Source organism: Caballeronia fortuita (assembly GCF_001544835.2).
GTDB classification, from domain to species: Bacteria; Pseudomonadota; Gammaproteobacteria; order Burkholderiales; family Burkholderiaceae; genus Caballeronia; species Caballeronia fortuita.
The window spans coordinates 513049-537942 of sequence record NZ_FCNX02000001.1 but is presented as its reverse complement, the minus strand read 5'-3'; the positions used below and the strand labels follow the sequence as shown (position 1 = coordinate 537942).

25 protein-coding genes are annotated in these 24894 nt (G+C 58.5%); 8 read left to right on the top strand and 17 right to left on the bottom strand.

Translation table 11 applies throughout. The features are described from left to right. Window positions 1–775: 775 nt before the first annotated feature. On the bottom strand, window positions 776–1249 hold the full coding sequence (locus AWB77_RS02530; RefSeq protein ID WP_061132791.1) for a PRC-barrel domain-containing protein: 474 nt from the start codon (window positions 1247–1249) through the stop codon (window positions 776–778). 1011 nt (window positions 1250–2260) lie between these two features. On the opposite strand from AWB77_RS02530, the gene AWB77_RS02525 reads away from it, so the two are divergent. The 3 genes from AWB77_RS02525 (at window position 2261) to AWB77_RS02520 (ending at window position 5201) form a co-directional block, all read left to right on the top strand. Beyond that, on the top strand, window positions 2261–3466 hold the full coding sequence (locus AWB77_RS02525; protein WP_061132790.1) for a sensor histidine kinase: 1206 nt from the start codon (window positions 2261–2263) through the stop codon (window positions 3464–3466). Between the two features lie 62 nt (window positions 3467–3528). Further along, window positions 3529–3882, top strand: coding sequence for a response regulator (locus tag AWB77_RS37380; RefSeq protein ID WP_074168830.1), 354 nt, complete (start codon window positions 3529–3531; stop codon window positions 3880–3882). Between the two features lie 158 nt (window positions 3883–4040). Next, entirely contained in the window at window positions 4041–5201 is a 1161-nt protein-coding gene (locus AWB77_RS02520; RefSeq protein WP_244158392.1) for a diguanylate cyclase, read from the top strand. A 213-nt stretch (window positions 5202–5414) separates the two neighbouring features. Here AWB77_RS02520 and AWB77_RS02515 read toward each other — a convergent pair whose 3' ends face one another. The 4 genes from AWB77_RS02515 to AWB77_RS37275 form a co-directional block, all read right to left on the bottom strand. Further along, on the bottom strand, window positions 5415–5846 hold the full coding sequence (locus tag AWB77_RS02515) for a response regulator (RefSeq protein ID WP_063936467.1): 432 nt from the start codon (window positions 5844–5846) through the stop codon (window positions 5415–5417). Window positions 5847–6028: 182 nt separating this feature from the next. Continuing rightward, window positions 6029–6274 (bottom strand): hypothetical protein, encoded by a 246-nt coding sequence (locus AWB77_RS02510; RefSeq protein ID WP_061132788.1) that lies wholly within the window; start codon window positions 6272–6274, stop codon window positions 6029–6031. A 103-nt stretch (window positions 6275–6377) separates the two neighbouring features. Continuing rightward, complete coding sequence (locus tag AWB77_RS02505; RefSeq protein ID WP_061132787.1) at window positions 6378–6629, bottom strand: hypothetical protein; 252 nt, start codon at window positions 6627–6629, stop codon at window positions 6378–6380. Between the two features lie 718 nt (window positions 6630–7347). Beyond that, entirely contained in the window at window positions 7348–7644 is a 297-nt protein-coding gene (locus AWB77_RS37275) for a DUF6723 family protein (RefSeq protein WP_061132786.1), read from the bottom strand. Window positions 7645–8445: 801 nt separating this feature from the next. Between AWB77_RS37275 and AWB77_RS02490 the strand changes: the two genes are divergently transcribed. After that, on the top strand, window positions 8446–8859 hold the full coding sequence (locus tag AWB77_RS02490; protein WP_061132784.1) for an NUDIX hydrolase: 414 nt from the start codon (window positions 8446–8448) through the stop codon (window positions 8857–8859). Between the two features lie 239 nt (window positions 8860–9098). Here AWB77_RS02490 and AWB77_RS35540 read toward each other — a convergent pair whose 3' ends face one another. The 8 genes from AWB77_RS35540 to AWB77_RS02460 form a co-directional block, all read right to left on the bottom strand. Further along, window positions 9099–9293, bottom strand: coding sequence for a hypothetical protein (locus tag AWB77_RS35540; RefSeq protein ID WP_157694729.1), 195 nt, complete (start codon window positions 9291–9293; stop codon window positions 9099–9101). Between the two features lie 766 nt (window positions 9294–10059). Continuing rightward, window positions 10060–11184 (bottom strand): formylglycine-generating enzyme family protein, encoded by a 1125-nt coding sequence (locus AWB77_RS02485; RefSeq protein WP_061132783.1) that lies wholly within the window; start codon window positions 11182–11184, stop codon window positions 10060–10062. 49 nt (window positions 11185–11233) lie between these two features. Next, on the bottom strand, window positions 11234–12934 hold the full coding sequence (locus AWB77_RS02480; RefSeq protein WP_082852562.1) for a sulfatase-like hydrolase/transferase: 1701 nt from the start codon (window positions 12932–12934) through the stop codon (window positions 11234–11236). A 53-nt stretch (window positions 12935–12987) separates the two neighbouring features. After that, the gene (locus tag AWB77_RS02475) at window positions 12988–15018 is read right to left on the bottom strand and encodes an alkyl/aryl-sulfatase (RefSeq protein ID WP_063936466.1); all 2031 of its coding nucleotides are present in this window, start codon (window positions 15016–15018) and stop codon (window positions 12988–12990) included. A 12-nt stretch (window positions 15019–15030) separates the two neighbouring features. Then, window positions 15031–15462 carry a hypothetical protein gene (locus AWB77_RS02470; RefSeq protein ID WP_061133131.1) on the bottom strand — a complete coding sequence of 144 codons (432 nt, stop codon included), beginning with the start codon at window positions 15460–15462 and terminating at the stop codon, window positions 15031–15033. Window positions 15463–15557: 95 nt separating this feature from the next. Further along, on the bottom strand, window positions 15558–15980 hold the full coding sequence (locus AWB77_RS37375) for a DUF2092 domain-containing protein (RefSeq protein WP_374728669.1): 423 nt from the start codon (window positions 15978–15980) through the stop codon (window positions 15558–15560). A 23-nt stretch (window positions 15981–16003) separates the two neighbouring features. Then, window positions 16004–16927, bottom strand: a complete 924-nt coding sequence (locus AWB77_RS02465; protein WP_082852561.1) for a SphA family protein — start codon at window positions 16925–16927, stop codon at window positions 16004–16006. Between the two features lie 72 nt (window positions 16928–16999). After that, the gene (locus tag AWB77_RS02460) at window positions 17000–17785 is read right to left on the bottom strand and encodes a hypothetical protein (protein WP_061132780.1); all 786 of its coding nucleotides are present in this window, start codon (window positions 17783–17785) and stop codon (window positions 17000–17002) included. Window positions 17786–17903: 118 nt separating this feature from the next. Between AWB77_RS02460 and AWB77_RS35530 the strand changes: the two genes are divergently transcribed. Then, the gene (locus tag AWB77_RS35530; RefSeq protein WP_157694727.1) at window positions 17904–18131 is read left to right on the top strand and encodes a hypothetical protein; all 228 of its coding nucleotides are present in this window, start codon (window positions 17904–17906) and stop codon (window positions 18129–18131) included. Window positions 18132–18181: 50 nt separating this feature from the next. Further along, a complete protein-coding gene (locus tag AWB77_RS02455; RefSeq protein ID WP_061132779.1) occupies window positions 18182–18580 on the top strand; it encodes a helix-turn-helix domain-containing protein in 399 nt (132 codons plus the stop codon). Window positions 18581–18651: 71 nt separating this feature from the next. Here the strand turns inward: AWB77_RS02455 and AWB77_RS02450 are convergent, their stop codons facing one another. The 4 genes from AWB77_RS02450 to ku all read right to left on the bottom strand — a co-directional run bounded on the left by AWB77_RS02450 (window position 18652) and on the right by ku (window position 21895). Beyond that, window positions 18652–19044, bottom strand: a complete 393-nt coding sequence (locus AWB77_RS02450; RefSeq protein WP_157694726.1) for a hypothetical protein — start codon at window positions 19042–19044, stop codon at window positions 18652–18654. 325 nt (window positions 19045–19369) lie between these two features. Beyond that, complete coding sequence (locus AWB77_RS02445) at window positions 19370–20098, bottom strand: SDR family oxidoreductase (RefSeq protein ID WP_061132777.1); 729 nt, start codon at window positions 20096–20098, stop codon at window positions 19370–19372. 40 nt (window positions 20099–20138) lie between these two features. After that, window positions 20139–20981 (bottom strand): tetratricopeptide repeat protein, encoded by an 843-nt coding sequence (locus AWB77_RS02440; protein WP_061132776.1) that lies wholly within the window; start codon window positions 20979–20981, stop codon window positions 20139–20141. After that, window positions 20978–21895, bottom strand: coding sequence for a non-homologous end joining protein Ku (gene ku / locus AWB77_RS02435; RefSeq protein WP_061132775.1), 918 nt, complete (start codon window positions 21893–21895; stop codon window positions 20978–20980). The genes AWB77_RS02440 and ku overlap by 4 nt, the downstream gene beginning before the upstream one ends. A gap of 197 nt (window positions 21896–22092) precedes the next feature. Here ku and AWB77_RS02430 point away from each other — a divergent pair, with 197 nt between their 5' ends. After that, complete coding sequence (locus tag AWB77_RS02430) at window positions 22093–22272, top strand: hypothetical protein (protein ID WP_061132774.1); 180 nt, start codon at window positions 22093–22095, stop codon at window positions 22270–22272. A gap of 80 nt (window positions 22273–22352) precedes the next feature. Then, window positions 22353–24863, top strand: a complete 2511-nt coding sequence (gene ligD / locus AWB77_RS02425) for a DNA ligase D (RefSeq protein WP_061132773.1) — start codon at window positions 22353–22355, stop codon at window positions 24861–24863. Window positions 24864–24894: the final 31 nt, after the last annotated feature.

Below are 24894 nucleotides of genomic sequence, written 5' to 3'. Positions count from 1 at the left end.
CCTAAGAGGTTTAAATCCTGCAAGCCGTAATTCCAGCTCTGTCGTCATAGGCTCAAAGCGGCGAGAACGAGCGCGTTCGCGCGCACTCCTAGGAATCGTCGTTCCCGCGATGTCACACGAGACCATGCACCCCCGAACTGTCTTCGTCAGTTGCACACTTGCCAGTCAACATTTGCCAGTCAACACCAGATGATGACGCGGCTGTTCTAGACCAGCCGCATGGTTTCCTCGGCTAATTGATAGGAGCGACGACGACGCCTCGAGCCACGCTTCGCACAGTGTCAGGCTCTGGCGGGGGACTCTGCGCCAGCCGCAAGTCGCGAGTAGTATTAGTCAGTACTCGCCGTAATAAATGAGCATCAGAGCCAAGAGAGCCTTGAGAAGACCATAGCCGGCGAGCCCAAAAATGGCCGCCCCGACTAGCGTGAGGGCGAAAGTGACGAGGCTGTCCGCCATAGTACCTCTCATGTTTGCCTCGCTTTAGCGTCCGGTCTGCCCTAGCTTTGCTGCGGAGGCCGTCTCGCACCGAAACTAATGGCAAAGCATTCCTAATATTTAGACGCTTGGTCATTGGTCACCCTGACCTCCTCAAGGGGGCCGCAAGACCTCAGTCGGTGTTACGAGTCCGGTATCAACGAATTTCTCATCAAGCCAATGGGGTTTGCGGCCTTTTCGCAGATGATTTCGGTTGTTACCTCTGTCTGGCTGGGATGGAACAGGCGACCCTCAAATGCGAGGGTCGCCTAGGGCGCCCGCGTTCTCCGACGCTGTACGTTCAAACGTCCAATGGGTCTTGACGTCCCGTTACACGGTCAGGCGAGGACGACCAATACGGGTCGGGATTGTAAAACTCGTGCAGCGACGTTCCCCAGCTGGAATCCGCCATTGCTGGCCAGTGGTCTTTGTCGAAGCCCGGCTCACTCTTGATGCGCTCCGCCGTCGAGTCGAGTCTGAACACCTTCCGGTCCGTATCCAAGGTGAGCGCATTCCAAGGAATGGCACGAAGCGTATCGCCGATGCCGAGGAAGCCACCGCTTGCGAGCACCGCATACGCAATACGTCCACTTCGCACGTCGAGCATCACATGTTTAATCTTGCCGACGTCTTCCCCATCCGAGGTGATTACTGTGGTGTCTTCCAATGTCGATGCTGCCATAACGTCCGGCCCCGGCCCTTCGCCCACGCCGCTACCTACGATGTTCGCGCCGCTTTCCGGATTACCTGAACCAGTTAAGTCACTCGTCGTCATGATGCCCTCCTTTCCGCCTGCGAGCTATCTTGATGCCGGGCCTGTCTTGGACGACGTCCCGGCGCCTTGCCGCACGCAGGCAGGCAGCGACAAGGTTCACCCGTTGGGCGCGCAACGGACGTGCCGCAACGGTACGATTGCTGCCACTCCGGGCTCGAAGAGCGGCATTGGCGGTTAAGCTCGATGGACGGATTGTGACTTGTATTGAAAGACGGCGAAAAAGCGTCTTAACATGTCTACTCTTGCTCGCGTTATGAACAGCCGTTGCCAATGCCAGGGAGAGATGCCATGCGACCAGAATGGTTTGATGTTGACGCGAGGCTAGGGCAGAGTCTGCTCGGGTTGTTGACGAGGTGCGACGAGGCCCTGTGCCGGCAGCGCATGCGGGTGGAACGGTTGACCGCAGCAGGAAGATGCGACGCTGTACATCTGCAGACGCTCGCAGAGATGGAGTTCACCTACGCATTGCTCTACGGCTTGTGGAGGCGAGCTTCGTCACCACCGGCCTTGCGGGGCGCTCAGCAATGGGCCAGCTTTTCTTCCGGAGTCGAACGGCTGGCCTACTCAAGGGCTTGGCTCGCCGATTCGCCGGCGCCGCTATTCGGTCGACCTTCTGGTCAGGCGACATAATCGTCCAGCCCCGCGCGCGGCAACGACGCACTCACTCCGGTTAGGCCCTTACTGCGACAGCTCGAGTCGATTGGAAAGGCGGAGACCGGTAACGATTCCTTGACGGCTCAAAGTCGGAATTCATGCATTCGACCGAACGCTGCGTGACCGCGATGGCGTCGCAAAGCCATTCCCACCGACGAATCCGCGGGGCCTCCTCTTCCTTGCAGGCGTGAAATCGGCAGGCGTCCAGGTTGCATGGGATTCGGGCGTCTCGTGTGATTTCGACCACGCTTTCGCCGGAGAAGGCTAACCGAGCTAGGACGGAGGTGGGCTATGGCGGTTCTCGGGACTAGATGCGCAGCGTAAAATACCGGAAGATTGCTGACGTCCGAACCTCCTATGGAAAATCTACCGAAAAGCGACGAGACGGACGAGACGCTGGCTCGTGACATCGGTGCCGTGGCCAGAATAGGGGCGGTGCCCGCGATACTGCACATGATTTGCGAAGAAACCAGTATGGGTTTCGCTGCAGTCGCTCGCGTCACAGATTTGACGTGGACCGCGTGTGCGGTCCACGATGACATCGGCTTCGGACTCAAAGCCGGTGGACAACTCGACCTTTACACAACCCTGTGTTTCGAATCGCGAGCCGCGCGCGCGTCCATTGCAGTGGACGATTTCAGTACTAGCCCGGCATATTGCAATCACCACACCTCCGCGCTATACAGGCTCGAGAGCTACATCTCGGTACCCATTATCCTGCCGGACGGTGAATACTTCGGCAACCTTTGCGCATTCGACGCTCGACCGCATGCCGTTTCGAACACACGCGTTGTTCGGATGTTTGAGGTCTTCGCAAGTCTGATTGCTTTGCAGTTGGATAGTGCAAGGAAGCAATCTTCAGTGGAGGCGCTTCTGGCCGATGCGCGGCGCACTGCCACCTTGCGCGAAGAGTTCATCGCGGTGCTCGGGCACGACCTTCGGAACCCGCTTTCCGCCTTCAATGCAACAGCGGAACTGCTGTGCCGACGGAAAGAAGCTGAGTTAGTCCGTGTGGGACAGCGTCTTGGACGGACAGTTAGCCGGATGGCCGGACTCATTGACGACGTCATGGACTTCGCCCGGGGTCGCCTGGGCGGCGGCGTCGCCGTGAACATCGAATCCGTGGCGGATTTAGGGCCGTCCTTGCACGCAGTGATTGACGAACTTTGCGACGCCAATCCGTCGTGCACAGTTGAGCGCGACATCGAAGTATTGGAGACAGTTGACTGCGACCGAGCGCGTGTCCAGCAGTTGCTATCGAATCTCCTCGCTAACGCGCTGAGCCATGGCGAGAAGGGCGGTCCCGTCGCCGTCACCACAAGGCTTGCAGACGAGCGGCTTGTCCTCTCAGTGCGTAACAGCGGCAAGCCAATTCCAGCCGACATCTTGACAAGGATATTCGAGCCCTATTATCGCCCGGCGAGCAGTGTGCCTGGCGGGGGACTCGGCCTCGGCCTTTACATCTGCAAGCAGATTGTGGACGCCCATGGTGGAAGCCTCGCCGTTACGTCAACCGAGGCAGCGGGAACCATCTTCACAGCGAGCATTGCGCAACGGCAGTAGAAGCCCGGAGCAGAGCGTGGCATGACGGTTGCGCGAACGTGGATAAACGACCACTGCATATCATGGCTCGCGTACTACTTGTTGACGACGATACTCGCCCTCTAAATGCGCTCGGCGCTGTATTCGAAGTTCACGGCTTCGAGGTGCTCTCATCGGAGGACGGTTTAGATGCGTTCGTGAAGGCGCTCGCAACCCTACCAAACCTTGTCGTAACCGATTGGGAAATGCCAAGCCTCGATGGCATCGGCCTGTGCCGACGTCTGAGAAAACTTCGCCCATTCGCACGTGTCCCGCTCGTATTGACCTCCGGTAGAACGCCTCCCACGGTCGAGGGGGTTTGCGATTTGTTTCTTCGGAAGCCGGTGAACTTTTCTGAGCTAGAGGCACTTATCGCAAGCGTCAAAGCGAGGGCGTGACCTTCGCCGAGTATGGCCCGCGGAGCACGGGCGGCTCTGACAGCATAGTGCCGCTATGACCTAGACAGCGGGTCGCTTGTAGCAATCAAGGGGGTGAGGACGGTATGCCGCGGCGTCTGTTTCGCTCTGCGACAGCAGACAGAAATCGGTTCGTTCTGTTGTATATCGGTATTGCCGCCGCACTACTATGCGCGGCTGCCTTCCTTATCTATGAAGCCACGGTTATCCGCGCGGACCAGGCCCGTGATGACACTTCCGTCGCGGTACTTGAGGTCGGAAATCGCGTGCTGCACGATTTAGAAAATCTCGAAACGGGACAACGCGGCTACTTGCTTACCGGCGACGACCGTTATCTGCAGCCATATAAACTGGCCACGCGTGACCTCGACGATACGGTGCTACGGCTGCATCAACTTGTCGCAAACGACCCTCAGTCTGCGCTCCTGGTTAGACGCATCGAGCACGCAAAGAATCAGAAAGTGATGGAGGTCTTGCGCACGCTTGAGCTCGCCCGCAGCGGCAACCGCGAGAGTTCGCTTGCGATTGTGCGGACTGACGAAGGCAAGCGATACATGGATGCGCTACGTGAAGACCTCGGCGTTCTACTTGCGAACTGGCGTCAGGTCCGGCGTGCTGCTGTTCAGGATGTCAACCGACGCGTCGTCTTGGGAGCCGCAGCTCTCGCGGTCATAGCAGTCCTCGTTTGCTGCTTACTTATCTACACGCTCTTCATTCAGCGACGCGCGTTTGCCCGTGTGCACGCCTACACCACCCTGCTAAACCGCCAGGCGTCGAAGGACGTCTTGACTGGGCTACCGAATCGGCGGCATTTGCTTGCAGCGCTCGAGGCACTCACCGTCGATGCTGACACTGATACGCGTCGAGTTGGGATGCTCTATATGGACATCGACGGATTCAAGGCAGTGAACGACACGCTTGGTCACAAAGCGGGGGACGCCATCCTCAGGGCGCTCGCGCGTGCGCTTCGAGAAGCGACACGGCCGCAGGATGTGCTTACCAGAATCGGCGGCGACGAATTCGTTCTCCTTTCCGTCGATTACATCGACGACGCCAAATTGCGCGAATTGGCCTCGCGCCTCGCTGAGAGTGTACGCATGGTCGGCAAGCGTGAATTCAGCGGTCGTTTTCCGCTCGGCGTTAGCATCGGCATTGCGACGTATCCAGACACGGTGGAAGCAATCGACGGACTGCTCGATGCGGCCGACGCCGCAATGTATGAGGCGAAGAGAGCAGGTCGGTCTTCGTACGCTTTCGCGAATACTGAAGGCCAGCAAAAGGTCTTGCGTCTGCACCGCTGACAATGCCGATGCATTAGCTTAGGAGCATCGGTGCATTGCAATCCGTTCAGTCTTTCTGAGTACTATCGTCCCTTGGAACCCCGCGACTGACGAGTCGGTCAGCTGTGAGCTGCCGAAGGGCCCTTAGACCTAAAGAGGAAGCCGTCGCCGATACCGACACACCCGAGAGTCATATCCAGGGCAATTACTGACCACCCTAGGAAGCCAGACAGCTCACGTAGCCTCACGTGAGTAGAGTCTTTCCATGAGGCCGAGAAGGTACGTTGGCGAAATGGCTTTTTGACAGTAACCGTCGAACAGCGCGGCGTCACCGTTCGACCGAACGAAGTCCTGGTCATTCGCTGTGTAGGCGATGATGGCAAAGCCGTCTTTTGAAAGGCGTCGAAGCGCGCGGGCCGTGAAGAATCCGTCGTGCTCCGGCATCATGATGTCGAGCAGGATAACGTCAGGGACCCAGTTCGCGACGACACGCAGCGCTTCGAAGCATCCGTTCGCCGTCTTCACGGTGGCACCCTCGATTTGCAAATAAGCCGCCACTGCGGTCGCCGCATCTATGTAATCATCAACGACCAGTATTCGTGGCTTTCGCCGCCCTATGAAGACATCGCGCGACGTCCAGCGTTGACATTTGTTGGCGACGCACATCAAAAGGAGTGAAGAAGCATCTGGAGGGCATCATTATACCCGACGATGGCCTGCTCCCTTTCGCGCCCCCTCATCACTGCCTTGACCGATGCCCTGCAACTCCCGGATGCGGTAATCTCTGATGCGCGAAAAATCCACTTCGCACGACCAACAAGTCGCGACCCGCAACCCGATACGGTCCTCTACGAGCCCTCAAAGAAGGAGCCGATGAGACCGTCGAAATCGCTCACCGACGTAGCCACAATCTCCCGCAACATCGCGTCGAGCGCGGTACGGCTTGAAAGCTCGCGAGCCAAGACCCGGGCCGTTCGAAGATTCACGCAGGCGGTACGTGCCTCACCTTCCTGGTCCTCAACAAGGAAATAAAAAAGGTGTGATTCCAAGTCGCCGGTGTCTAGCGCATTGTGCGCGGTGATAGTCACTTTCATGATTGCTGGACGTGTACTTTTGTACACTCCAGCATCGCGCGGACCCACTAATCCGAAACCTGGCCTCAGCAATGCGACGGCGTTTCAAACCGTCGCCAGTATTTCACGGGACGTTGAGCTTGCTGCGGGTCTGCGACAGGTCGCCATGCAAGGTTGCATTGCACTCGTCCGCCGGAAGAATTCGGATGTCGGCATTCGGCTTTAGTGTTCGCGCGAGTTCAAGCGCCGCGCTTTGGTCGCTGACTAGCGTCACTGAAGCAGGACCGTAGTCACGCGGAATCTCAACGCGCCACCCCCCTCCCTCAGCCGGACGGACGATAACTTCAGCGTCGTCGGCGCCTTCATTCGTCAACATTGATGTGAAGTCCCTTTCCTGCAAAACGATGATATTTTGACAGGTCTTGCGGAAAAGTCACGAGCCTACGAGGTAGAAATGCTTGCGGTAACAGATACTTACACAACCCGGTGGACGGAAATTGGTCACCTTTTAGCAACATGAAGGCGAGGCGGTCCGTGCGGACGGCCCCGTTCGGTTCGGTGCGCTGCTCCCAGTTGGCAAGCGTGTGCATAGACGGCCAATACTCTCGGGGCGGTGCCTTGTCCGTTTGGGAGAAGTGACTCGGCTGTGATGTCCAAAGCAAATTTTATCCACGCGGCAGTGCATGGGTTTCCGCGCTGAAACTCGGGTTGGGAGGCGTCGCGCTTTACGGGGATAACTATCCCGAGCGCGGTGCCAAAGCATAACGGCCTTGGCTGACACACGGGGAATATGCTGGTCTCGGTTCGTGGGAGAAAGATAGGTCTCGGATTCCATCGCCCTTCCTCGTTGGGATGAGCACGGCACGGTGACTGCGTTCGGCACCGGCAGGCACGATGCGACGCGCCGAAATGCCGCAAGCGCGGTTTAGTTGCCGTACGACTAGGTGTCCTTCACCTCGACGAGTTTGCGAGAGTGTGTCACGGCGTATATTCATTCGTGGTGCGCGCCTTTGCCCGCGTCGCGTTGCACGAACGTGTTCGGCTCGCTGCACGTCACTTCGAACGTTGCTTTTAATGAACGACGTTCCCGTACTTCAAAGCTCAGGATTCGATAGGTCTGCCTTGATGATTTCCTGTCCGCGACGAACGGCAGCTTCCTTCGCCGCGTCCTTTGTGTTGAACGGCCCGAGGTCCTCGGCACCCGCGAAAGGATAAAGCAGCCGCGCGTCGGTTAATCGGACGACCTTTAGTGTCCCGACGAATCTTCCACTTAGAGGACGGTAAGACGCGTAAACCGCGTAGTCAGCTTCCGACGTCCCAGCTTTCGCCGCGACGAAGCGCTGAGTTGGAAACAACACCTGCTTAGGCCGTCGTCGCGAAAACGTCGCCATAGGAATGTCCCGGGACTGTCGGATAACTGGCTTGAAACTAGCAATTGCCATACCTTTTATTTTCCCGGCTCCCCGGACGAGCGACAACTGCATTGCGAGACCGAAGAGCGCCCGCCGCCGTGTCTCGGCTCTGCCTCGTAATGATGTTCCCGCATGTGGTCCCTGTTCCTCGGAGTCCACTTCCGTTCACCCGCTCGGATTGGGGAACAAATCGCCGCTCACCAACTCCTTGCTTGGCACGGAGCGCGGCCAACCGCAATGTAGCGACTGCTGTGATTCGGCTCGTCCCGGTCGAACAGTAGTTGGTCGGTCGAAGGGAGGCAAAGAAGCGGACGTCTTGGTCCGGCGCGGGATTCGCGTTGCGCGTGCATGTGCAAGATTTCGAATACTCACTGACGGCGCAGCGCCAGGTGGCGATATCCTAGCGGTCGTCACACGTGGGTGCAAGGCAAGGTGGTAGCACCAGAGGCACAAGCTCCGCACGTCAGTTCGCCAACATCGAGGCACACAGCGGAAGGTAAGCTCTCGAAGTCGCGATGCCCCACACAGACTGTGCCTGCCGAACCCACAGCAGCGCCAAAAGAGCGGCGACGGCGACAGCAAGCATGCGGCGGTATAAATACCCGCTGGAAGACAGATTTCGGTGCACGAAGGCGATTTCATTATCATTAGCTAGCTCCAACCGCGTATTCCGCGCCCCGTCCCGGGACGTCCGCGATACCATTCCAGCTGGAATCGCTATTGCGCAACCAAGTCCGCGACGCATACGTCGGCCTTCACCGGCACCTTCGTGGGTGGGTCATGAAACGCAGAGCTACTGTCATCTGTGAGCGCGACGGACGCGTTCTTCTCGTCGCAAGAGCTCGAGGCAGATGGGCGTTCCCCGGCGGGCGAGCGAATCGCGATGAAGACTTGGCCGACGCGGCGGCTCGCGAGTTGAAGGAAGAGACTCAGTTAGTAGCCGAGGACATGCGCTACGCCTTCCAGTTTCGCGGGTTGCGCACCCGACACTTTGTCTTCGTCGCCACGGTGCGCTCCGACGCGGAGCCGAAGCCATCCAATGAAATTGCGCGGTGCGGATGGTTGCAGCTGCAGGAGCTGGGCGAGATGCAGGCGAGCGTTCCTACGAAAGGAATTGCAGAAATCTTCCTTCGGCAGGCGAGAGGCGGTCGCGGCATTCCGCTGAAGGAAGTGCTCGCCATAGCGGCCGCCTAGTTGTCGTCCAATCCTCCATGGCGTGGCAGCCGACGCGATGCCGGCACTGGTAGTTTGGGCCGACGATGGAGGTTTCTCCTCGTACGGCCGCCTCCGATTACATCAGGCAACCCGCGCCGTGTCATTGGCAGAGAAACAAGAAAGTGTGGAACACAGAGGCTGGGACCTCAGCCGTTAATGCGCGCACCGCTGCCTAGCTCTGCCCAGTTACAGCGAGAAGACTCGGCAACGGCTAGCGATTACAGCTTCATGCCCACATGCGTTGGCGCCGGGTCGGGCGTATTTTCCAAAGTGTTTATGTCATGAATGACACGATACGCTTCAACAAGCGCCTTTTCCTTTTCGACATCGTGCCCGCCGACGACGCGCGCCATCTCGGCGCGAGATAGTTCTTTCTCCGGACGGGCAAGGTCGACAATCGTCAGTGTGCTCATTTGGGTTCACCGTAAGTAGGATGGTGGCAAGGGACTTCGATTGAGCGGTGATACGCAACGCTCGCTTAGTCGCAGTCATTTTTTGTGCCGACGTCCGCCGCAGTCGCTCGCCGTGAGCTAACTACCTGTTTTCGAGATGAAAACATCCGCCCGCCCCCTTCCGCCCGAAAGCTCGCGGTATCGATGTGTTGGAACGTCTCCAACACATAAGGGGCCGTTTGTTGGAGGACGACGATGAAGGACGACGACGAAACGCGGCACTTCTCGCAATGTTGGGAACCTAACCATCTCCCGCGACGTCCACGGCTATCACAACTCCCTTCTTCGCAAGTTTTCGTTTTCGTCCGACGAGCGCGCCAACGCTCCGGAATTGGTCCCAACACGGTTTGCGAGGACCAGCGTTTTTCCCATATCGATGGCCTATCTGTTCTGGACTTGACGCCTCGCACGTATCACTGAACTGGGACGACGAAGTTGGTACCATTGCCTGCTCCCATGGCTTTGCAGACAACGAGGTAACCCGGCACGGTGCGAGATGACGAGAAAGGGCAGGAGTTAGAACGCCAACAGCAACAGTGTGCACTGCGTCGCGACTCGTGCCCCTGCTCCGTTTGATAGACGCATCATGGCTCCGCTTTGCTCAAAGCTTCGTCCGCTTGAAGACTGAAGCGCAGCTGCCTTACGCTGCGCAGCGGCCGTATTGAGGTCCGCACAGTTGCGGGCGAGGGATGCGGCCGCCGCGGCGAGGAACACCGCACGCACCTCATCAGTGCCCGGCTTCACGGCGCCACGCATCTTCGTCCATGGCCAGGCGGAAACCTAGATGTGACATGCCGTTCATGGGGTCCGTGCCACGGCGCGCGCTTGTCCGGTAGCTTTGGCAGTAGGTCTCGCTGCACAGAAATGACCCGCCCCGCGTGACTCGCACCGGAGCATAGGAGACAGGGCCGAGGTCCGGGTCGTAGCTCTCGCGAGGTCCAGCGGGGTCGCGAACGACTTGAGCGCTGGCCGCCTGCATCCGGAACGCGTCGGCGCGATACCAATCGGCCGTCCATTGCCACACATTTCCTGCCATGTCATACAGCCCATAGCCGTTGGGCGCATATTTCCCGACAGAACTTGTCCCGACCTGAACTTTCTCATTGGCGTTGCTTACGGCAGTCACGGGGAAAGGACGGGAGGCATCGTCCCAAGTGTTGGCCATTTTTTTACCACCTGGAGCAAACTCGGTTCCCCAGGCGAAGTCGCTTTGCTCAAGGCCGCCACGCGCGGCATATTCCCACTCCGCCTCTGTCAGCAGCCGCTTATGCGCCCACTTCGAGTAGGCCTGTGCGTCTTCGTACGAGACCTGAACGACGGGATGGTTCTCTTTGCCAGCGATGGTGCCGTCGGGTCCCGTAGGATGACGCCAGTTCGCCCCCGGCACGAACTTCCACCACCGAGAGTAGTCGTTGAGCGGTACCGGCGCATCGGTGCCCTGGAACACGAGCGCGCCAGGAACGAGCAAACTGTCGTCCGGCTTGGGCGTGCCGGGCGGCAACTGCACTTTCAGCTCTTCCCAACGCGGCTTGCGTTCGGCGGTAGTCACATAGCCTGTCGCCGCGACAAAGCGTGCGAACTCAGCGTTGGTGACATCGTAGCGGTCAATCCAGTACCCGCTCAGCTTCACCTTGTGCGCTGGCCCTTCGTTGGGTTGCGCGAGCCGATGATTGCTGCCCATGATGAATTCGCCGCCGGGAATCCAGACCATATTCAGCGGACCGCTCTTGCCATCACCGACGGACAAAGCTTTCGGCCCGCTGCTCCACTGGTAAGCAGCAAAAGACGTCCCTATTGCGGCCAAGGCAATGGCCGCACCTGCGGCAATCCGGCGGAACGATTGAACTTTCATAACGCCTCCTGGATGACAGGCCGGCCCCTTGGGCCGGCGTTTTCCTAGGTCACTTCAACGATATTTGGTGCCTCGGCGGATACTTCTTCAAAACGTCGGCGTAGCGCAACATCTCAGCCTGCAGCGGTACGCCCATCGGAATGTGACGAATTCCAACGGTCTCATCCTCTTTCGGGTTCGTGTAGAGGTTAAACATGACGCTTGCCCATGACCCCTGCACCGACCCGCTGAAGCCACCATTGAAGCCCTGCTGCGTCAGCGAGTTCGCTTCCTGGGCCTTCACCATGAACTTGAACTCGTCCACGCGCACGGCTGATATTTCATCATTCCAGAAGTAAAAGACGCTCTTACGGTTTGAGACGCCGTTATCCGCCAGCAGGAACGACGTCTGGTCAATACCGTCAATGTACGTCTTCGCCGGGACGAGCTTGCTGACCGAAGCGCCTGGCTGGCCAGCCAAGGCGAGCGATGTGTTGAAGATGTCGGCAAAGTCGAACAGTCCGTCAGACCGGCGCGGCGCCACCATGCCCTTCCAGTAGACGAAGAAGGGGCTGCGCACACCGCCTTCCCAAGTCGACCCTTTGGCACCGCGAAACATCGTCCGGCCGTGCGGCGGGACTTCGGCTTCCGGGCCATTGTCAGACGCGAAGAAGATGATGGTGTTGTCCAGTTGCCCATTATTCTCGAGCGTCGTGATGAGACGCTTGAACAGGTCGTTCACCTCGACCATGCAATCGCCATAGTTCGTACGCGACGCTGACCTGCCCCGATAGAAATCATTCGGGTAGTTGTCGAAGTGGCAGGCCCGCGGCCCGTAGTACAAGAAAAATGGCTTCGTTTCATTCTTCTGTCGGTTGAGAAAGTCGACCACGTAGGCGGACCACTTCTGGTCGAGGTCCTTGATGTTATCCGTAGTGATTTCGTAGAGGTTCTCAAGCTGTCCGCCTTTGACCGCATGGACATCGCTCTTATTGAACGGCAGGTTCAGGATGTAGTTGTAGCGCTCGGGACTAAGAGCTACCTCCGGATTGTAGGCGGGGTCGCGCCACTCGGTGTACATGTCCGATACCGAAAGAAAGCCGCGAAAATCGTCGAAACCAACATTCTGGGGCTGCGAACCGGTGTTCTCGCCAATGTGCCACTTACCGACTGCTTGAGTCGTGTAGCCCTGTTTGGACATGAGCTGAGCGAGCGAAGTCAGTCCTTCCATGCCTCCCGGTTGCCCGTACATGGGTGGCGACTGAATGCCGTGATGCGCCTGATTCTGTCCGGTCAAAATCGTCGCGCGTGTCGGCGAGCAGCTAGGCTGTGAGTAAGCAGAGGACAGCACAAGGCTTTGATTCGCGAAGCGGTCAATGTCTGGCGTGTCGTTGCCTACTGCAATACCGCCGCCGTTAAAGCCGAAGTCACTGTATCCCACGTCATCCAGAAGAAAGACGACGACATTCGGCCGCTTGCCGGTACGTTGTTGAAGGGTGCTAAGCTTTTGTTGTGCCTCCCGGAGCTGGTCGGGGTGGCTCACGGCAGGTTCCATGTTGTCCGCCACTTTCGTCGTCGGCGTCGTCATGTACTGATTCGGCTGGTTGTAACCGGGCTTTCCCTGCACCTTGGTCGGCTCTGTAATGATTTGCTGTGTCGGCGGAGGCTCGCCGCGGTGCACGGCAACGTCCGGCTGTTGTGCTGTGACCGGCTGAAAAATGGCCACGGCCAGCGTCGCTGCTATCAGCAGAAGGGAATGGGATGGTTTCATTACTGTGTCTCCGGGAAGACAGGCTGCTTAGTGTCTACGTTCAGGACTGTCGCCTACTTGCTGTCGACGGGTGTGACAAGCGGAAACGCTGGGTCCGGTCTATCAATTAGCGCGACGATGGAGTCCAGTGCGCTCGCGTCGCCTGTTGCTTTCACCGCTCCCGAGCTGACCAGGTCCGCAGTCTTTGCCTGCCCGCCGACAATGGCACCGAATTGCGGTCCGGTTAGTTCATAGCTGCCGTCGACCGGCTCGCCAGGCTTCGGCTTGTCAAGAATCAGTACAGAGTTCTTGAGCGTCAACGTGAACTGCTGATGCTCGTCGGTCACAGTTAACCTCACCTTCTTCGCTACACCGCCAGCTCGGTCCGGATTGATGAGTGTAGAGGCGTAGTCGACAGCCATCGGCACAGGGATGGTGCGAGGGTCGACAAGTGTGGCTGCTGCCATCCGCTTGCCCGTGCGCAGTTCTTGGGCGCCCATCAGATAGAAGCCTCGCCACGTCGCTGACTCTGCCTGAAAGCCAAGCTGTTCCAGCGCAGCCGCTTGCAGCTGACGAGCTGCCTGATTCGTCGGGTCGGCGTACACGACGTAGTTCACAAGCTCAGCCGTCCACCGGTAATCGCCTTTGTCGAAGGCCGCACGTCCCAGCCGAAGAACATTATCCGCACCGCCCATTGCAGCCACGTACCGGCTCGCCGTTTCGGTGCGCGGCAGTTCATCAAGCGTCGCCGGATTGCCATCGAAGAAGCCGAGGTAAAGCTGGTACGTAGCCTTAACGTTATGTTTGAGGCTGCCGTAGTAGCCACGGTTATAAAACTGCTTCCCGATAGTGTCCGGAAGCTTAATGCGTTCTGCGATTTCGGAGGCGTTGTAACCCTGGTTCGCCAGGCGCAACGTTTGGTCGTTGATGAACTTGTACATGTCGCGCTGGTCGGAAACAAGCTTCTTGATGTTGGCGTTTCCCCATGTCGGCCAGGTATGTGAAGCAAACGCAAGGTCAGCCTTGTCGCCAAAGAGCTCGAGCGTCTCGGTAAGCGTGTTCGCCCACACGAGCGGGCTGCGTACCTTCGCTCCCCGCAGCGTGTACAGATTGTGCATCACGTAAGTCGCATCTTCCGCGAGGCACAGAGCCTTCAGTTGCGGAAAATAGAACATCATTTCGGAAGGTGCCTCGGTTCCGGGGGCATTCTGGAACACGACGTCCAGCCCGTCGACCTTGAGCGTTTGGCCTGTCTTGGTAATTGTCGTGGTCGGTAACGCAAGGCCAATAGAGCCCTGAGAGAGATTTACGCCGAGCCCGGTCCCGACTGAACCAGTAGGGTCAGTGGGCAAACCGTCGCCATAGGAAAATCTCGCTCGCCGGCCCATCGCATTACCAGCGTAGAGGTTCTCGCTCACAGCCTCCTCGACGAACCCGGCCGGCGCGATGATTTGCACGCGCTTGGATTTACTGTCGTCGGGTGTCAGCACTCCCATCATGCCGCCGAAGTGGTCGGCGTGGCTGTGCGTGATGATAACGGCCTTGACCGGTCGCGCGCCCAATGTGTCGTTAGCGAGCTTGAGCCCGGCGGCCGAAACCTCCGCAGAGGTGGTCGTGTCGATGATAATCCAGCCTGTATCCCCTTGAATCAAGGTCATGTTCGCGATGTCGTAGCCGCGAAACTGATAGATGCGGTCGGCAATCTTGTACAAGCCATGTTGGGCGTTGAGTTCTGACTGGCGCCAGAAGCTGGGATTTACCGTGTCAGGCGACGGCCCTTTAACGAAGTTGAACTTGTCGCCGTCATACACGACGTTGCCACCTTTGCCGCGAATGACCGGGTCGGGAAGCTGAGCGATGAGGCCTCGTTTGACCGCGTCATAGCTCGCCCTGTCGTTGAAGTTGAGTTCACTGAGGACCGCCTTGTTTCTTGCGGCGGTGGCGGATGTGGCGGCGCCGACCGGCAGTGCGCCAGACGAGTTGGCCGAGGCGGCCAATGATGGCTCGCTTGTCGCACATCCGCTGACAAGAAGCCCTAGACATGAGCCGACGAGAAGGACTCTCCACGTGCCGGAAGCAAAAAGCAGGGAAAAACATGAGTTCATGGCTTGCTCCTGTCAATACGTTTCATAAGCTTCTTGAGGGCGAAAGACGGCTGCTCGTTCGGAAAGTGCATAGTTGCCGGCATACTTCTTCGCGTGTTCGTATACCCGCGCTCGTTCCTGTTCAGCAATCCGACGCTTCTTGGTTCTGGAGCGACCCGGCGAAGCGAATCCCATTACTGCCTGAAACTCTGCCGGCCTGTTGCGCCGAAATCTCGCGAAGAAATCGTCACCCGGCAAGCCGCTGTCAAGTGCCATGAGGCATCCATAGTCGAGGCTCCTGCAGTCACTCAGCAACTGTGCGGCGTCCTGTAGAGCGCGATACCGCTCGGTGAGGGTCTGGCCCGGCACGAACAGCGAATGCAGCCGCTGGTAAGTCACCAGCTTCTTTTGTTTGGCCGCGCGCTGGAGCAAGGCGGCAATTTCGTGAACGGTGTTCGTATCCATCAGTTCCTCCATAGGAAGCGACGTTACTCAGCGCCAGGCACTACCAACCTGAATGTGGAACGCGTTCTGGCCCGGTCCGTGCGCTAGGTCGGTGCTCATCGACACGCCGAGCTTGCGCGCGATGAGATAGCGGAAACGACGATGCCGCGAGGCCTGCGACTACCCCGCACCTCCGCTCCAGTCCGGTTCGGACGCTGGACGTCGCGGACTGTCTCATGGAGATAGCTTGTGTTCTGCCAGTCGTCGAGCACGAGGTCAGTGGACGTGTCTGCGCGCGCCGCGAACTGCGGAAGCGATTGGAGATAACCGCCTATGCGGCTAAGTGCGTCTGTTGCGCCTTCATCGATATGAGACGCGCCCGCATTACACGGCGTCGCTTCAACCGGCGGCGCTTGATGCACCGGCTCGGTAGGCCGCGGGGTCGCAGACGCCGGGACGGCGCGCCGCCTGTCCCACGCGCATCCATAAAGCAGCGCCACAGCGAAGCAGAAACCAGGGCCAACGAGTGAATTTCGCATTGAATCGTCCTCAATGTCGCGCGTCAGAAAGCGACGGTGGCCGTCGCCTGGAAGCTCCTCGTGCTCTTCAGGCGGTTTGTGCTTGCGATACTTGGCACCCATCTGATGCTTGCGGACAACGGGTGTTTGCCGCCAATCTTGGTGTCGTAAGTCACGATGGGGCCAAGCGCGAAGTCATGGCCGACGAAGCCATTCAGTCGGTCAGCAGTCGGTCCACTGTCGTTGCCCAATTGCTGGACCGTTCCCATAACCACACCGACGCCCACGCCATTCCCAAACTTCTTGAGGCCCATCGCATCAAGCGTCAGGAGCGGCGCGTTCTGATAGTCCGTCGCGGAATTTCTCGTGTAGAACTGCAGACCCAGAACAGCATCGAACTCGAGGTTGTATTGCGGCACGAGCTTTGTGTATGCGACCTGCGGCACGAAAGTCCAGTTGTTAAGGCTAGGATTAGCCAGCGCGTTCACATCGTAGTGGCCCGTCGGTGCCCAAAAATTGAAGCTGAATGCGATATGGTCAGTTTTCGTCAGGTGGTACCCCGCCTCGATAGGGGTGAAGTACATATCAAACAGGTTTGACGCCCGGTCGCTGGTCGACGAAGACAAGGGACCAACCGAAAGGGAACCCGTGACTTTCGTCCATACGTAAGGGAGCGTTACGGCACTTGCGAAGTCCCATCCTCCCGCCTCACCCCAGACGTGCAATATGGAGGCGAGCGTGAAGGCCACTTCCCCATTGATGCCCAGCGAGGTCTTGCCGGCAATCGGAACTTGCCGGCTGCCACTAATGGAGCCGTCTATGTATATTTGCTGGAGACTGACGATGTCGACGGGTGCTGGCGGCACGATGCCGATACCCGAGAGGACGGTCATACCGGCAATCGGCCGGCCGAGGCCGCCCTCAGTGGCCCAGGAAGGCGTGGGGCTTCCTCCAAGAGCCGATACCATACACGTTAGGCATGCGAAGCGAATTGTAGTCGGAATCGTATGGATTCGGAGGTTCATAGCAACGGTCTCTCGCTACTTGCCGAACGTCATGTTCAGGCCGGCGAATATCTGCCACTGAGGAACGTTTCCGGAGTGCGCCACCGAATATTGCGGTTCGATGAACGCGTTGAAAATCGTCGAGCCGCTTCTCCAGGTCTTTCCGCCGCCAAGGCCTACCGGGATGTAATAGGAGCCGTGCTGAAGGTCGAACGTCCAGATGCCGGTTGACCGTAGATACCAGCCCTCTGGAAGATTCCAGATAACGAACGGCTGCGTGGTCAACGACTGGACGGTTGGCCGGCTACTTTGACCTGCAAAGGAGTGCTGCCACTGCACCAGTGCACCGAGCAGCCGTTGTTTGTTGGCGTTGACCGCCACCGCTGCGAGGCCTGCCTGCCACTTTCCGGTGCCGAGAGTCGGGTCAGTCGCGGTTGGCATTGTGATAAGCGGTCCGACGCCTATTTGGGTTTCGCCTTGCGAAAGGAGGAAAATATCAAACAGGTTGATGTCGCCAAGCCCGGTGTTGTATCCGCCAGTTGGGTCAGGTCTCGTGCTAATGGGAACAGTAAGCCGGAAGATTTCTGGAAACGGAACAATGCCATTAGGACCGAGCGGGATGGTCGGGCGCAGCAGAAAATCATTAGTGTGCCCGCCTGCCCCGAAAAGCGATGGCGTGAAGTAATTCTGTACGTTGAAAGATGCAGCCAAGTTCAGCGGATTATTGCTCTTGTTTGCATCATCCGCAGCAGTTTGTGACAGGGCTGTGTCCGTCACAATGGCAAACGCCGCCGCAATAACCGCCAATAGTGCCTTTCTCATTGTTCGACACTCCGGATGTTGGCGGTCCCTGCGGTAGAACAGGGAAATCCCGCCCCGACGCACAAGGCCAATCCGCGCTACTCATGTGCACTACTAAAGAGCGCGAGCGGATACTGGAATGCACGAAGGAGACGGCGAACGCCTCGGAGCGCGCGCCCTCGAAGAAAACGATAGCAAACAGATTGCTTACTGCCAAGAAGTTTTTGAAGCTTCGGTTGAATTGATTGGCCCGAGAGATACTCGCTTTGAGCATCGAATTCAAGATAAATTTTTGGGGTTTCGGGGTGGCCTAATTCGTCGTCAAAGTATATTTATTGGGAAGTTTCTTTTGGTACCGCTCGGGTGATTCTCGTTCGCCCGGGATTTTTGTCCGTGGCCTTTTGACGGAGGTGCCTGATGCGAACGCCGCCGGAGAACCTTCCAAGCGTTTCTCGTCGGCTACAAGCAGGTCAGTTGCTGCTCGACGGCTGGACGGTCAAGCAAGTCGCGGAACATCTTCGGATGGCTCCGGCAACCGTCAGGCGTTATGAAGCACTTATTCACGAAGGCGGGCTCGAAGCGCTCAAGCAAATGCAGGTCGGCGGGAAAGCTTCGGCGTTGAGTGAGAGCGATTTAGAATGGATAGCTGCTGCCCTGCAGGAGCCAGCCACCAAGCATGGGTTTGAATCTGAATCTTGGACAAACGCGCGGTTGCGTGAGGTCATCGAGAGAAAGTTTGGAGTGCAATACTCACGCGTGTACGTCTGGCAGCTAGCGAACGCACTCGGTCTTGGCTCCCGACTAATGAGGAAATAACGCTTCACGGCACCCCACGGAAGTTTCTGGAAGTTCCGGGCTGCGAGCGAACAAAGAAACGTCTTCACGGACTACTGCACCGCCAACAGATACTTCTCACAACGCTTGTAAATTTCTCGGGTCGTTGCAGACGCGAAGTCAAGCCGCAGATTGCTGTCAAAAATAGAAGCTAAGGCACTTCCGCTCAGCGTAAGACCGGTCTCAGCTTCGATGACCTTCGCAATCAATAGCGCTCGACTTGTTAGCATGACCCTGGCCACGAGGTCTTCATCACGCTGCATTGCCTTCGACCAGTAGGCGGAAGACTCGACAGTATTCTCTGTTGACATCCATCCACCGGTCGCGAATTTTGTCGCAAGGTGCGAGATGACGAGAAAGGTCAGGAGTTCTGTCTGCGCTCGCAAATCGCCGCTAACAGGAAATGTCATATCGGTGTGCAGGAAGGCGTTGTCATGATGATGCATTTTAGGACGCGTCAGCCTCAGTTCAAGTCTTTGCCAAAGCTTGAATCTGCACGGCGAAGAGCGTCCATGACGTCAGTGGGCTACAGCTAGAGGAGGGGTGAGCTCTTTTGACCGCGCGGCGTTGACGAGAGAGCGAAGACACCATCAGACATCGGACCGAGATTGTGAAGAGAAGCAGCGTGTGTAGCCGAAACTAATCGGTCAGATTCTGGGTAGCGTTAGGCGACGCGGAGCACGGACACGCCGGCCGCCGCGAGAGGCTCCACGGCCGTCAGTTGATAACGCCGCATCGTCGGAAGAAACGCTAAGCCTGAAGAAAGCGGCCTTACAAGTCGAAATTCGTCGGCATTAGCACAACATCGCGGATGGTCAATCCTCGGTGCCGTGTCAGCATGAACTCAATGACGTCTGCAACTTCGCTCGGCTCGATGAGGCTGCCAGCCTCCTTCGCCTCTTTCAACTTCTCCTCGGGCCAGTCCGCGAGAAGCGCGCTAATCACCGGTCCGGGGGAAACGGACCCAACTCGAATGCCGTGCTTGAAAACCTGCCGGCGCACCGTTTGCACGAAGCAATTGATTGCCCACTTAGACGAGGCATATACCGGCTCCCATGGTGTCGGGAAATGAGCCGCCAGCGAACTCGTCACGATGATGTCGCCCGTCTTTCGCGCAATCATGTGCGGCAGGACATCATGCACGTTCTTCATGACGACATTGACGTTCAAGTTCAACATCCGGTCGATTGCCGCTGAATCTGCGTCTATTAGTTCGCCGCCGACATAGGTGCCCGCGTTCGCGTGAAGAATGTCAATTTGACCCGCAGCCTCGAGCGTCCGGGCCACCAACGCAGCGCACGCACTCGGGTCGAGAAGGTCCACTGACAGCGGAATCGCCGCAGTACCCAACTGCTTGCAAACGGATGCGAGTGCTGCCTCATCGCGGTCCGCCAGCACCACACGCGCTCCAGCGGCAACGAGCATCTGCGAACTCGCCAGACCGATTCCCGACGCTGCTCCCGTCACCAGCGCTACTTTGCCTTGTAACTGCGTAGCCATGTATGCTCCCTGTTCATTGGCTTTCGACGGCGCTAGTTCGTCAGCTGCTCAGTCTTCGGTAGGCGTTGAGGTGCCTGATTAGCCCACGTCGGTCACCGCGCTTTTCCAGCAACATCGCGAGGTTGTGATGGGCATCGGCGTAGTCAGGGTTCAGGGTGAGGCACCGCTCGTAGCTCGCCCGGGCCTCTTCGAGGCGCCCCATCGTGTCGAGCGCCACCGCTCGATTGAAGTGCAGAATTGCGTCGTCCGGAAAGTGCCGTAGTGCTTCGTCAAATACCTCGAGCGCCTTGCCGCATTGATGCTCTTGCTCGCATAGCAGAGCGCCCAAATCGACGTACGCCGCGTAGAACGGTTCTGACGCTAGTTCGATGGCGCGCCGATAGTGGCGCTCGGCGGCATCCGCGTCGGTCTTTACCAATTGTTCGGCCAGCTCGTAGCGCTCCCGGGCTTGAGCTGCCGCAACGCTCTTGCGCTCGGGTGATGCATCGAGCAGGACGACATCGCCTTTAACCTCCGCCACTTCAAAGTCGAGCAACATCTGTCCCGTGATTGCATCCCAGCGTGAGGGACCTGTCTTGACGACAATCGCGTCGCCCTCGACGGCGACGCGAATCCCAGACAGCGGGAGTTCATCCGGGAGCTCGCGCTTGAGTCGCACAAGCGCTCCTCGCAGTTTCCGTGGAGTTGTCTTTGCCGTTCGTAGTTGCAGCGCTGTGCGCAACAAGACGACGTCCTGGAACGTGAAGCGCAGCGCGTTACGCGGTCCGCGGGTCGGCGTGACCAGTCCCAGGTCAATGAGCCCGTCAACAACGCGCCGCGAAACGCCAAGCATCGATTGAAGCTTGGCGAGCGAGACGTGATGCGATACGTCGCGCTTGCTCACTTGCGGGCACGCACCTTCGCTGGAGCCTCGGTGGCGACCTTCGGCGCTCGGGCGGCAGGCTTACGCGTCTTCGGAACCACTGGCTCTTCAACCGCCTTCATTGCAGGTTTGCGCTTTTCAGACGGTTTGGCTTTCTCGCCGCTCTTTGCCAGACTTGCACGCAACGCCTCCATCAGGTCAATGACCTCGCCAGTCGGCGCACCTTCGCCGCCCGCAGGCGCGACAATCTGTTCGCCTTCAATCTTTCGGTCGATTGCTGCGAGAATGCGCTTCTTCTCTTCGTCCTCATATGCGGATGCGTCGTAATTGTCTTCGGCGCCCTGTTCGATTATTTGGACGGCAAGCTTCAACTCGGCGTCAGAGACCGCCACCTGCTCGATGTCCAGGTCCTTCAACGAGCGGACTTCATCTGCGAAGAGCAGCTGCTGAAACACCATACCATCGTCAGTCGGGCGTATCTGGACGATTCGGGTCTTCCCTTTGTAGGACCATTTCGCCAGCGCGCATCGGCCAGTCTCAGCAAGCGCCCGCTGTAACAGGCTGTACGGCTTCCCGCCTCGCTTGTCCGGCGCAATAAAATAAGCTTTGTCGTAGAACAAAGGGTCAACCGCCTTCTCCGGAACGAAGGAGACGATTTCGACAACGTGACTTGCGCCTTCTTCCAGTGCCTTCAACTCCTCGCCGGTGAAGACAACGTATCGGTCCTTTTCAAACTGGTATCCCTTTTGCATCGAAGCTCGCTCGACGACCTTTCCCGTGGTCTCTGAGACATACTGCTGCTTCACGCGCGACCCATCTGGCGCCAGCATGTTGAACCGGACCTCCGACGAGCTCTCAGTGGCAGAGTAGAGCCGAACCGGAATGGAGACCAATCCGAAGGATAGAGAAAGCGACGCGATTGAGCGAGCTGCCATGGGCTTCTCCTAGCCGGCAGTCGGAGTTTGCCGGGCGAAAAGGACGCAACCGTCGGGCACGGCCCCGGGGCGCCGTGGACAGGATAGCACCGCCCGTGCCGAGGCATCCGCAGCGGGGCCACAGCCGCACGCTAGGGCGCCGTCCCAAATGTCGGCATATCGCTTGCTTTCCCAGTCGTGCAAGATGCGGAGCGAACATGGCTACGAAGACGAGAGAGCAGAACCCGAACAACGAAAAGTCCGAGGACCTTATCGATGAGTCGGTCGAGGAAACTTTTCCGGCAAGCGACCCGCCCGCCACCGGCGGCATTACACGCATCGAGACGGACGACGACAAGGAGGCCGGCGACGGCTCCGAGCGCAACGATGCTGCGTGAGCGATGGCTCCCGAGCGCGGGTTCCGACCTATCGCGAAAGGTGTGCGACCGGCTCGCACGTCGCCTTCCTAACTGCCAACATGGTTTCGCGTCATGACACGAAGTCCCCGCCGCTTTCACGCTACCGGAAGAAGCGCGACTTCAGTTTCACCCCCGAGCCGTCCGCATCGTCCGCTCAAACGGCCGGCGATGCAGGCAGCCTGAGTTTTGTAATCCAGAAGCACTGGGCGAGCCGTCTGCACTACGACTTCCGACTGGAGCTGGGTGGCGTACTGCTATCGTGGGCCGTTCCCAAAGGTCCATCCTACGACCCCAGCAGAAAGCAGATGGCTGTGCACGTCGAAGACCATCCTATCGACTACGCCGGGTTCGAAGGCACAATTCCGCCAAAGCAGTACGGCGCCGGTACGGTGATTGTGTGGGACCGGGGAACATGGGAACCGGTCGGCGACGCGGTCAAGGGCATGGGAGCCGGCAAGCTCGTGTTCCGCCTGCATGGCGAAAAGCTCGCCGGCTTATGGGAGTTAGTGCGTATCTCAAAGCCCGACGACAAACAAGACCAATGGATGCTCTTCAAGAAGCGGGACGAATGGGCGCGCCCGCTCGATGAATACGACGTCATCAAAGCACTTCCTGACAGCGTCATCACAAATCCGCTCGGGCTTGTCGAAGAACGTGAGCCGAGAGCAGCGAGACGTTCGCGGGCGACAGAGCAAGACGCTGACTTCTCCGCTGCGCAAGACGCACCGTTACCTGCGAAGCTTGAGCCGCAGCTCGCAACGCTTGCCAACACTCTTCCCACGACCGGCGATTGGGTGACCGAGACAAAGCTGGACGGCTATCGGCTGCTGGCTCGTATAGACGGAAAGCGAGTCAAGCTGTTCACTCGAAATGGTCACGACTGGACGGCGAAGTTTCCGACGCTCAAAGCGGAAATACAAAAGCTCGCTGTCTCAAGCGCCTGGCTCGACGGCGAGATTGTCGTATTGAAGGACGGCATTCCCAGTTTCTCGGCACTCCAAGATGCAATCGGCGGAGCGGCCAATGCAGACATCGTCTACTTTCTCTTTGACCTGATGTATCTGGAAGGACAAGACTTGAGAAAGGTGCCGTTGTGGGCGAGGCGCGCCCGGCTAGCGTCTCTTCTCGAAGGCAGCGGCGAGCACCTTATCTTTAGCCAAGACTTCGACGCTCCGCCGGTCCAGGTTTTCGAGGCCGCAGCCGGGCTCGGTCTCGAGGGTCTCGTGCTGAAGCGCCGAGACGCGCCGTATCAGTCGGGTCGCACCGAAACGTGGCTGAAAGCGAAAGCGAGATTGCGCCAGGAGTTCGTCATCTGCGGCATGACCGGTCGCGGCGGCAACGCTGGCGAGGTTGGCAGCCTACTGCTCGGCTATTACGTCGGAAGGAAGCTCCATGACGCCGGAAGCGTCGGAACGGGCTGGAATTCCAGGACGGCACGAGAACTCTGGCAGCAACTGGCACCGCTTCAAGAGGATGCAGCGCCGTTCGACACGCCAGTGAAAAAGCCCGGACGATGGTCAAGACGCGCGGCCGGAAGTGAGCGGTGGGTGAAGCCGACCATGGTCGCAGAAGTTGAGTTTGCAGAATGGACCGCGGAAGGTGTTGTTCGACAGGCTTCATTTCGAGGGTTACGACTCGATAAGCCCGCCAGGAGCGTCGTCCGCGAGGGCGGGAAAACTGAGCTCCCTACGACGCCTCCCGAGTTAAAAATCACCCACCCCGAGCGAGTGATTGACGCGTCATCGGGCGTCACGAAGGCCGACCTTGTCCGTTACTACGCGAGCGTCGCCGAGTGGATGTTGCCTCACTTGAAGGACCGCCCCGTTGCGCTGGTTCGTGCGCCGGAGGGTGTGTCCGGCCAGCTCTTCTTTCAAAAGCATGCAGAGCGTACCGCGATGCCGGGCTTGGCGGCTCACGACCGCGAACTGTGGCCGGGTCACCCGCCGTTGTTGACCGTCGACACGGCGGACGCACTGTTAGCCGCTGCACAGATGAACACCATCGAGTTCCACACGTGGAACTCCGTCGTCTCTCGCTTGGACAAACCTGACCGCGTCATCTTCGACCTCGACCCCGGTGAAGGCGTGAAGTGGCCTCACGTTCAAGAAGCTGCTCAACTCGTTCGAGCGTTGCTTTGGGAACTGGACCTAAAGGCTTGGCTGAAGACGAGCGGCGGAAAGGGTCTGCATGTCGTCGTTCCACTTGCTCCCCGGCTGGGCTACGCGACGGTCAAAACTTTCTCTCAGTCATTCGTCCGCCACCTCGCAAAGACAATTCCAGAACGCTTCTCTGCAGTATCCGGGCCGTCGAATAGAGTCGGCAAGGTTTATGTTGATTACCTGCGCAATGGGAAGGCGCAAACCACTGCTGCAGCGTTCTCTGCTCGAGCTCGACCCGGGATGGGGGTATCGATGCCTGTCGCATGGGAACAGCTTCACGACCTAAAAAGCGGAGCCCAGTGGAACGTGCAGACCGCACGCGAGTATCTGAGCTTTCAATCGAGCGACCCTTGGTCGGGATTCTGGACTTCCGGGCACTCGCTATCAGCGGCCATCAAGCGCCTGCCCTAAATCAACGCCGTAGGTCAACTATGGCGAGGGA

Excerpts from the sequence above, each read along its gene's own strand:
- AWB77_RS02530 (WP_061132791.1), bottom strand. The coding sequence starts at position 1,249 with ATGACGACGAGTGACTTAACTGGTTCAGGTAATCCGGAAAGCGGCGCG.
- AWB77_RS02525 (WP_061132790.1), top strand. The coding sequence starts at position 2,261 with ATGGAAAATCTACCGAAAAGCGACGAGACGGACGAGACGCTGGCTCGT.
- AWB77_RS37380 (WP_074168830.1), top strand. The coding sequence starts at position 3,529 with ATGGCTCGCGTACTACTTGTTGACGACGATACTCGCCCTCTAAATGCG.
- AWB77_RS02515 (WP_063936467.1), bottom strand. The coding sequence starts at position 5,846 with ATGTGCGTCGCCAACAAATGTCAACGCTGGACGTCGCGCGATGTCTTC.
- AWB77_RS02510 (WP_061132788.1), bottom strand. The coding sequence starts at position 6,274 with ATGAAAGTGACTATCACCGCGCACAATGCGCTAGACACCGGCGACTTG.
- AWB77_RS02505 (WP_061132787.1), bottom strand. The coding sequence starts at position 6,629 with ATGTTGACGAATGAAGGCGCCGACGACGCTGAAGTTATCGTCCGTCCG.
- AWB77_RS37275 (WP_061132786.1), bottom strand. The coding sequence starts at position 7,644 with ATGGCGACGTTTTCGCGACGACGGCCTAAGCAGGTGTTGTTTCCAACT.
- AWB77_RS02490 (WP_061132784.1), top strand. The coding sequence starts at position 8,446 with ATGAAACGCAGAGCTACTGTCATCTGTGAGCGCGACGGACGCGTTCTT.
- AWB77_RS35540 (WP_157694729.1), bottom strand. The coding sequence starts at position 9,293 with ATGAGCACACTGACGATTGTCGACCTTGCCCGTCCGGAGAAAGAACTA.
- AWB77_RS02485 (WP_061132783.1), bottom strand. The coding sequence starts at position 11,184 with ATGAAAGTTCAATCGTTCCGCCGGATTGCCGCAGGTGCGGCCATTGCC.
- AWB77_RS02480 (WP_082852562.1), bottom strand. The coding sequence starts at position 12,934 with ATGAAACCATCCCATTCCCTTCTGCTGATAGCAGCGACGCTGGCCGTG.
- AWB77_RS02475 (WP_063936466.1), bottom strand. The coding sequence starts at position 15,018 with ATGAACTCATGTTTTTCCCTGCTTTTTGCTTCCGGCACGTGGAGAGTC.
- AWB77_RS02470 (WP_061133131.1), bottom strand. The coding sequence starts at position 15,462 with ATGGATACGAACACCGTTCACGAAATTGCCGCCTTGCTCCAGCGCGCG.
- AWB77_RS37375 (WP_374728669.1), bottom strand. The coding sequence starts at position 15,980 with ATGCGAAATTCACTCGTTGGCCCTGGTTTCTGCTTCGCTGTGGCGCTG.
- AWB77_RS02465 (WP_082852561.1), bottom strand. The coding sequence starts at position 16,927 with ATGGTATCGGCTCTTGGAGGAAGCCCCACGCCTTCCTGGGCCACTGAG.
- AWB77_RS02460 (WP_061132780.1), bottom strand. The coding sequence starts at position 17,785 with ATGAGAAAGGCACTATTGGCGGTTATTGCGGCGGCGTTTGCCATTGTG.
- AWB77_RS35530 (WP_157694727.1), top strand. The coding sequence starts at position 17,904 with ATGCACGAAGGAGACGGCGAACGCCTCGGAGCGCGCGCCCTCGAAGAA.
- AWB77_RS02455 (WP_061132779.1), top strand. The coding sequence starts at position 18,182 with ATGCGAACGCCGCCGGAGAACCTTCCAAGCGTTTCTCGTCGGCTACAA.
- AWB77_RS02450 (WP_157694726.1), bottom strand. The coding sequence starts at position 19,044 with ATGCATCATCATGACAACGCCTTCCTGCACACCGATATGACATTTCCT.
- AWB77_RS02445 (WP_061132777.1), bottom strand. The coding sequence starts at position 20,098 with ATGGCTACGCAGTTACAAGGCAAAGTAGCGCTGGTGACGGGAGCAGCG.
- ku (WP_061132775.1), bottom strand. The coding sequence starts at position 21,895 with ATGGCAGCTCGCTCAATCGCGTCGCTTTCTCTATCCTTCGGATTGGTC.
- AWB77_RS02430 (WP_061132774.1), top strand. The coding sequence starts at position 22,093 with ATGGCTACGAAGACGAGAGAGCAGAACCCGAACAACGAAAAGTCCGAG.
- ligD (WP_061132773.1), top strand. The coding sequence starts at position 22,353 with ATGGTTTCGCGTCATGACACGAAGTCCCCGCCGCTTTCACGCTACCGG.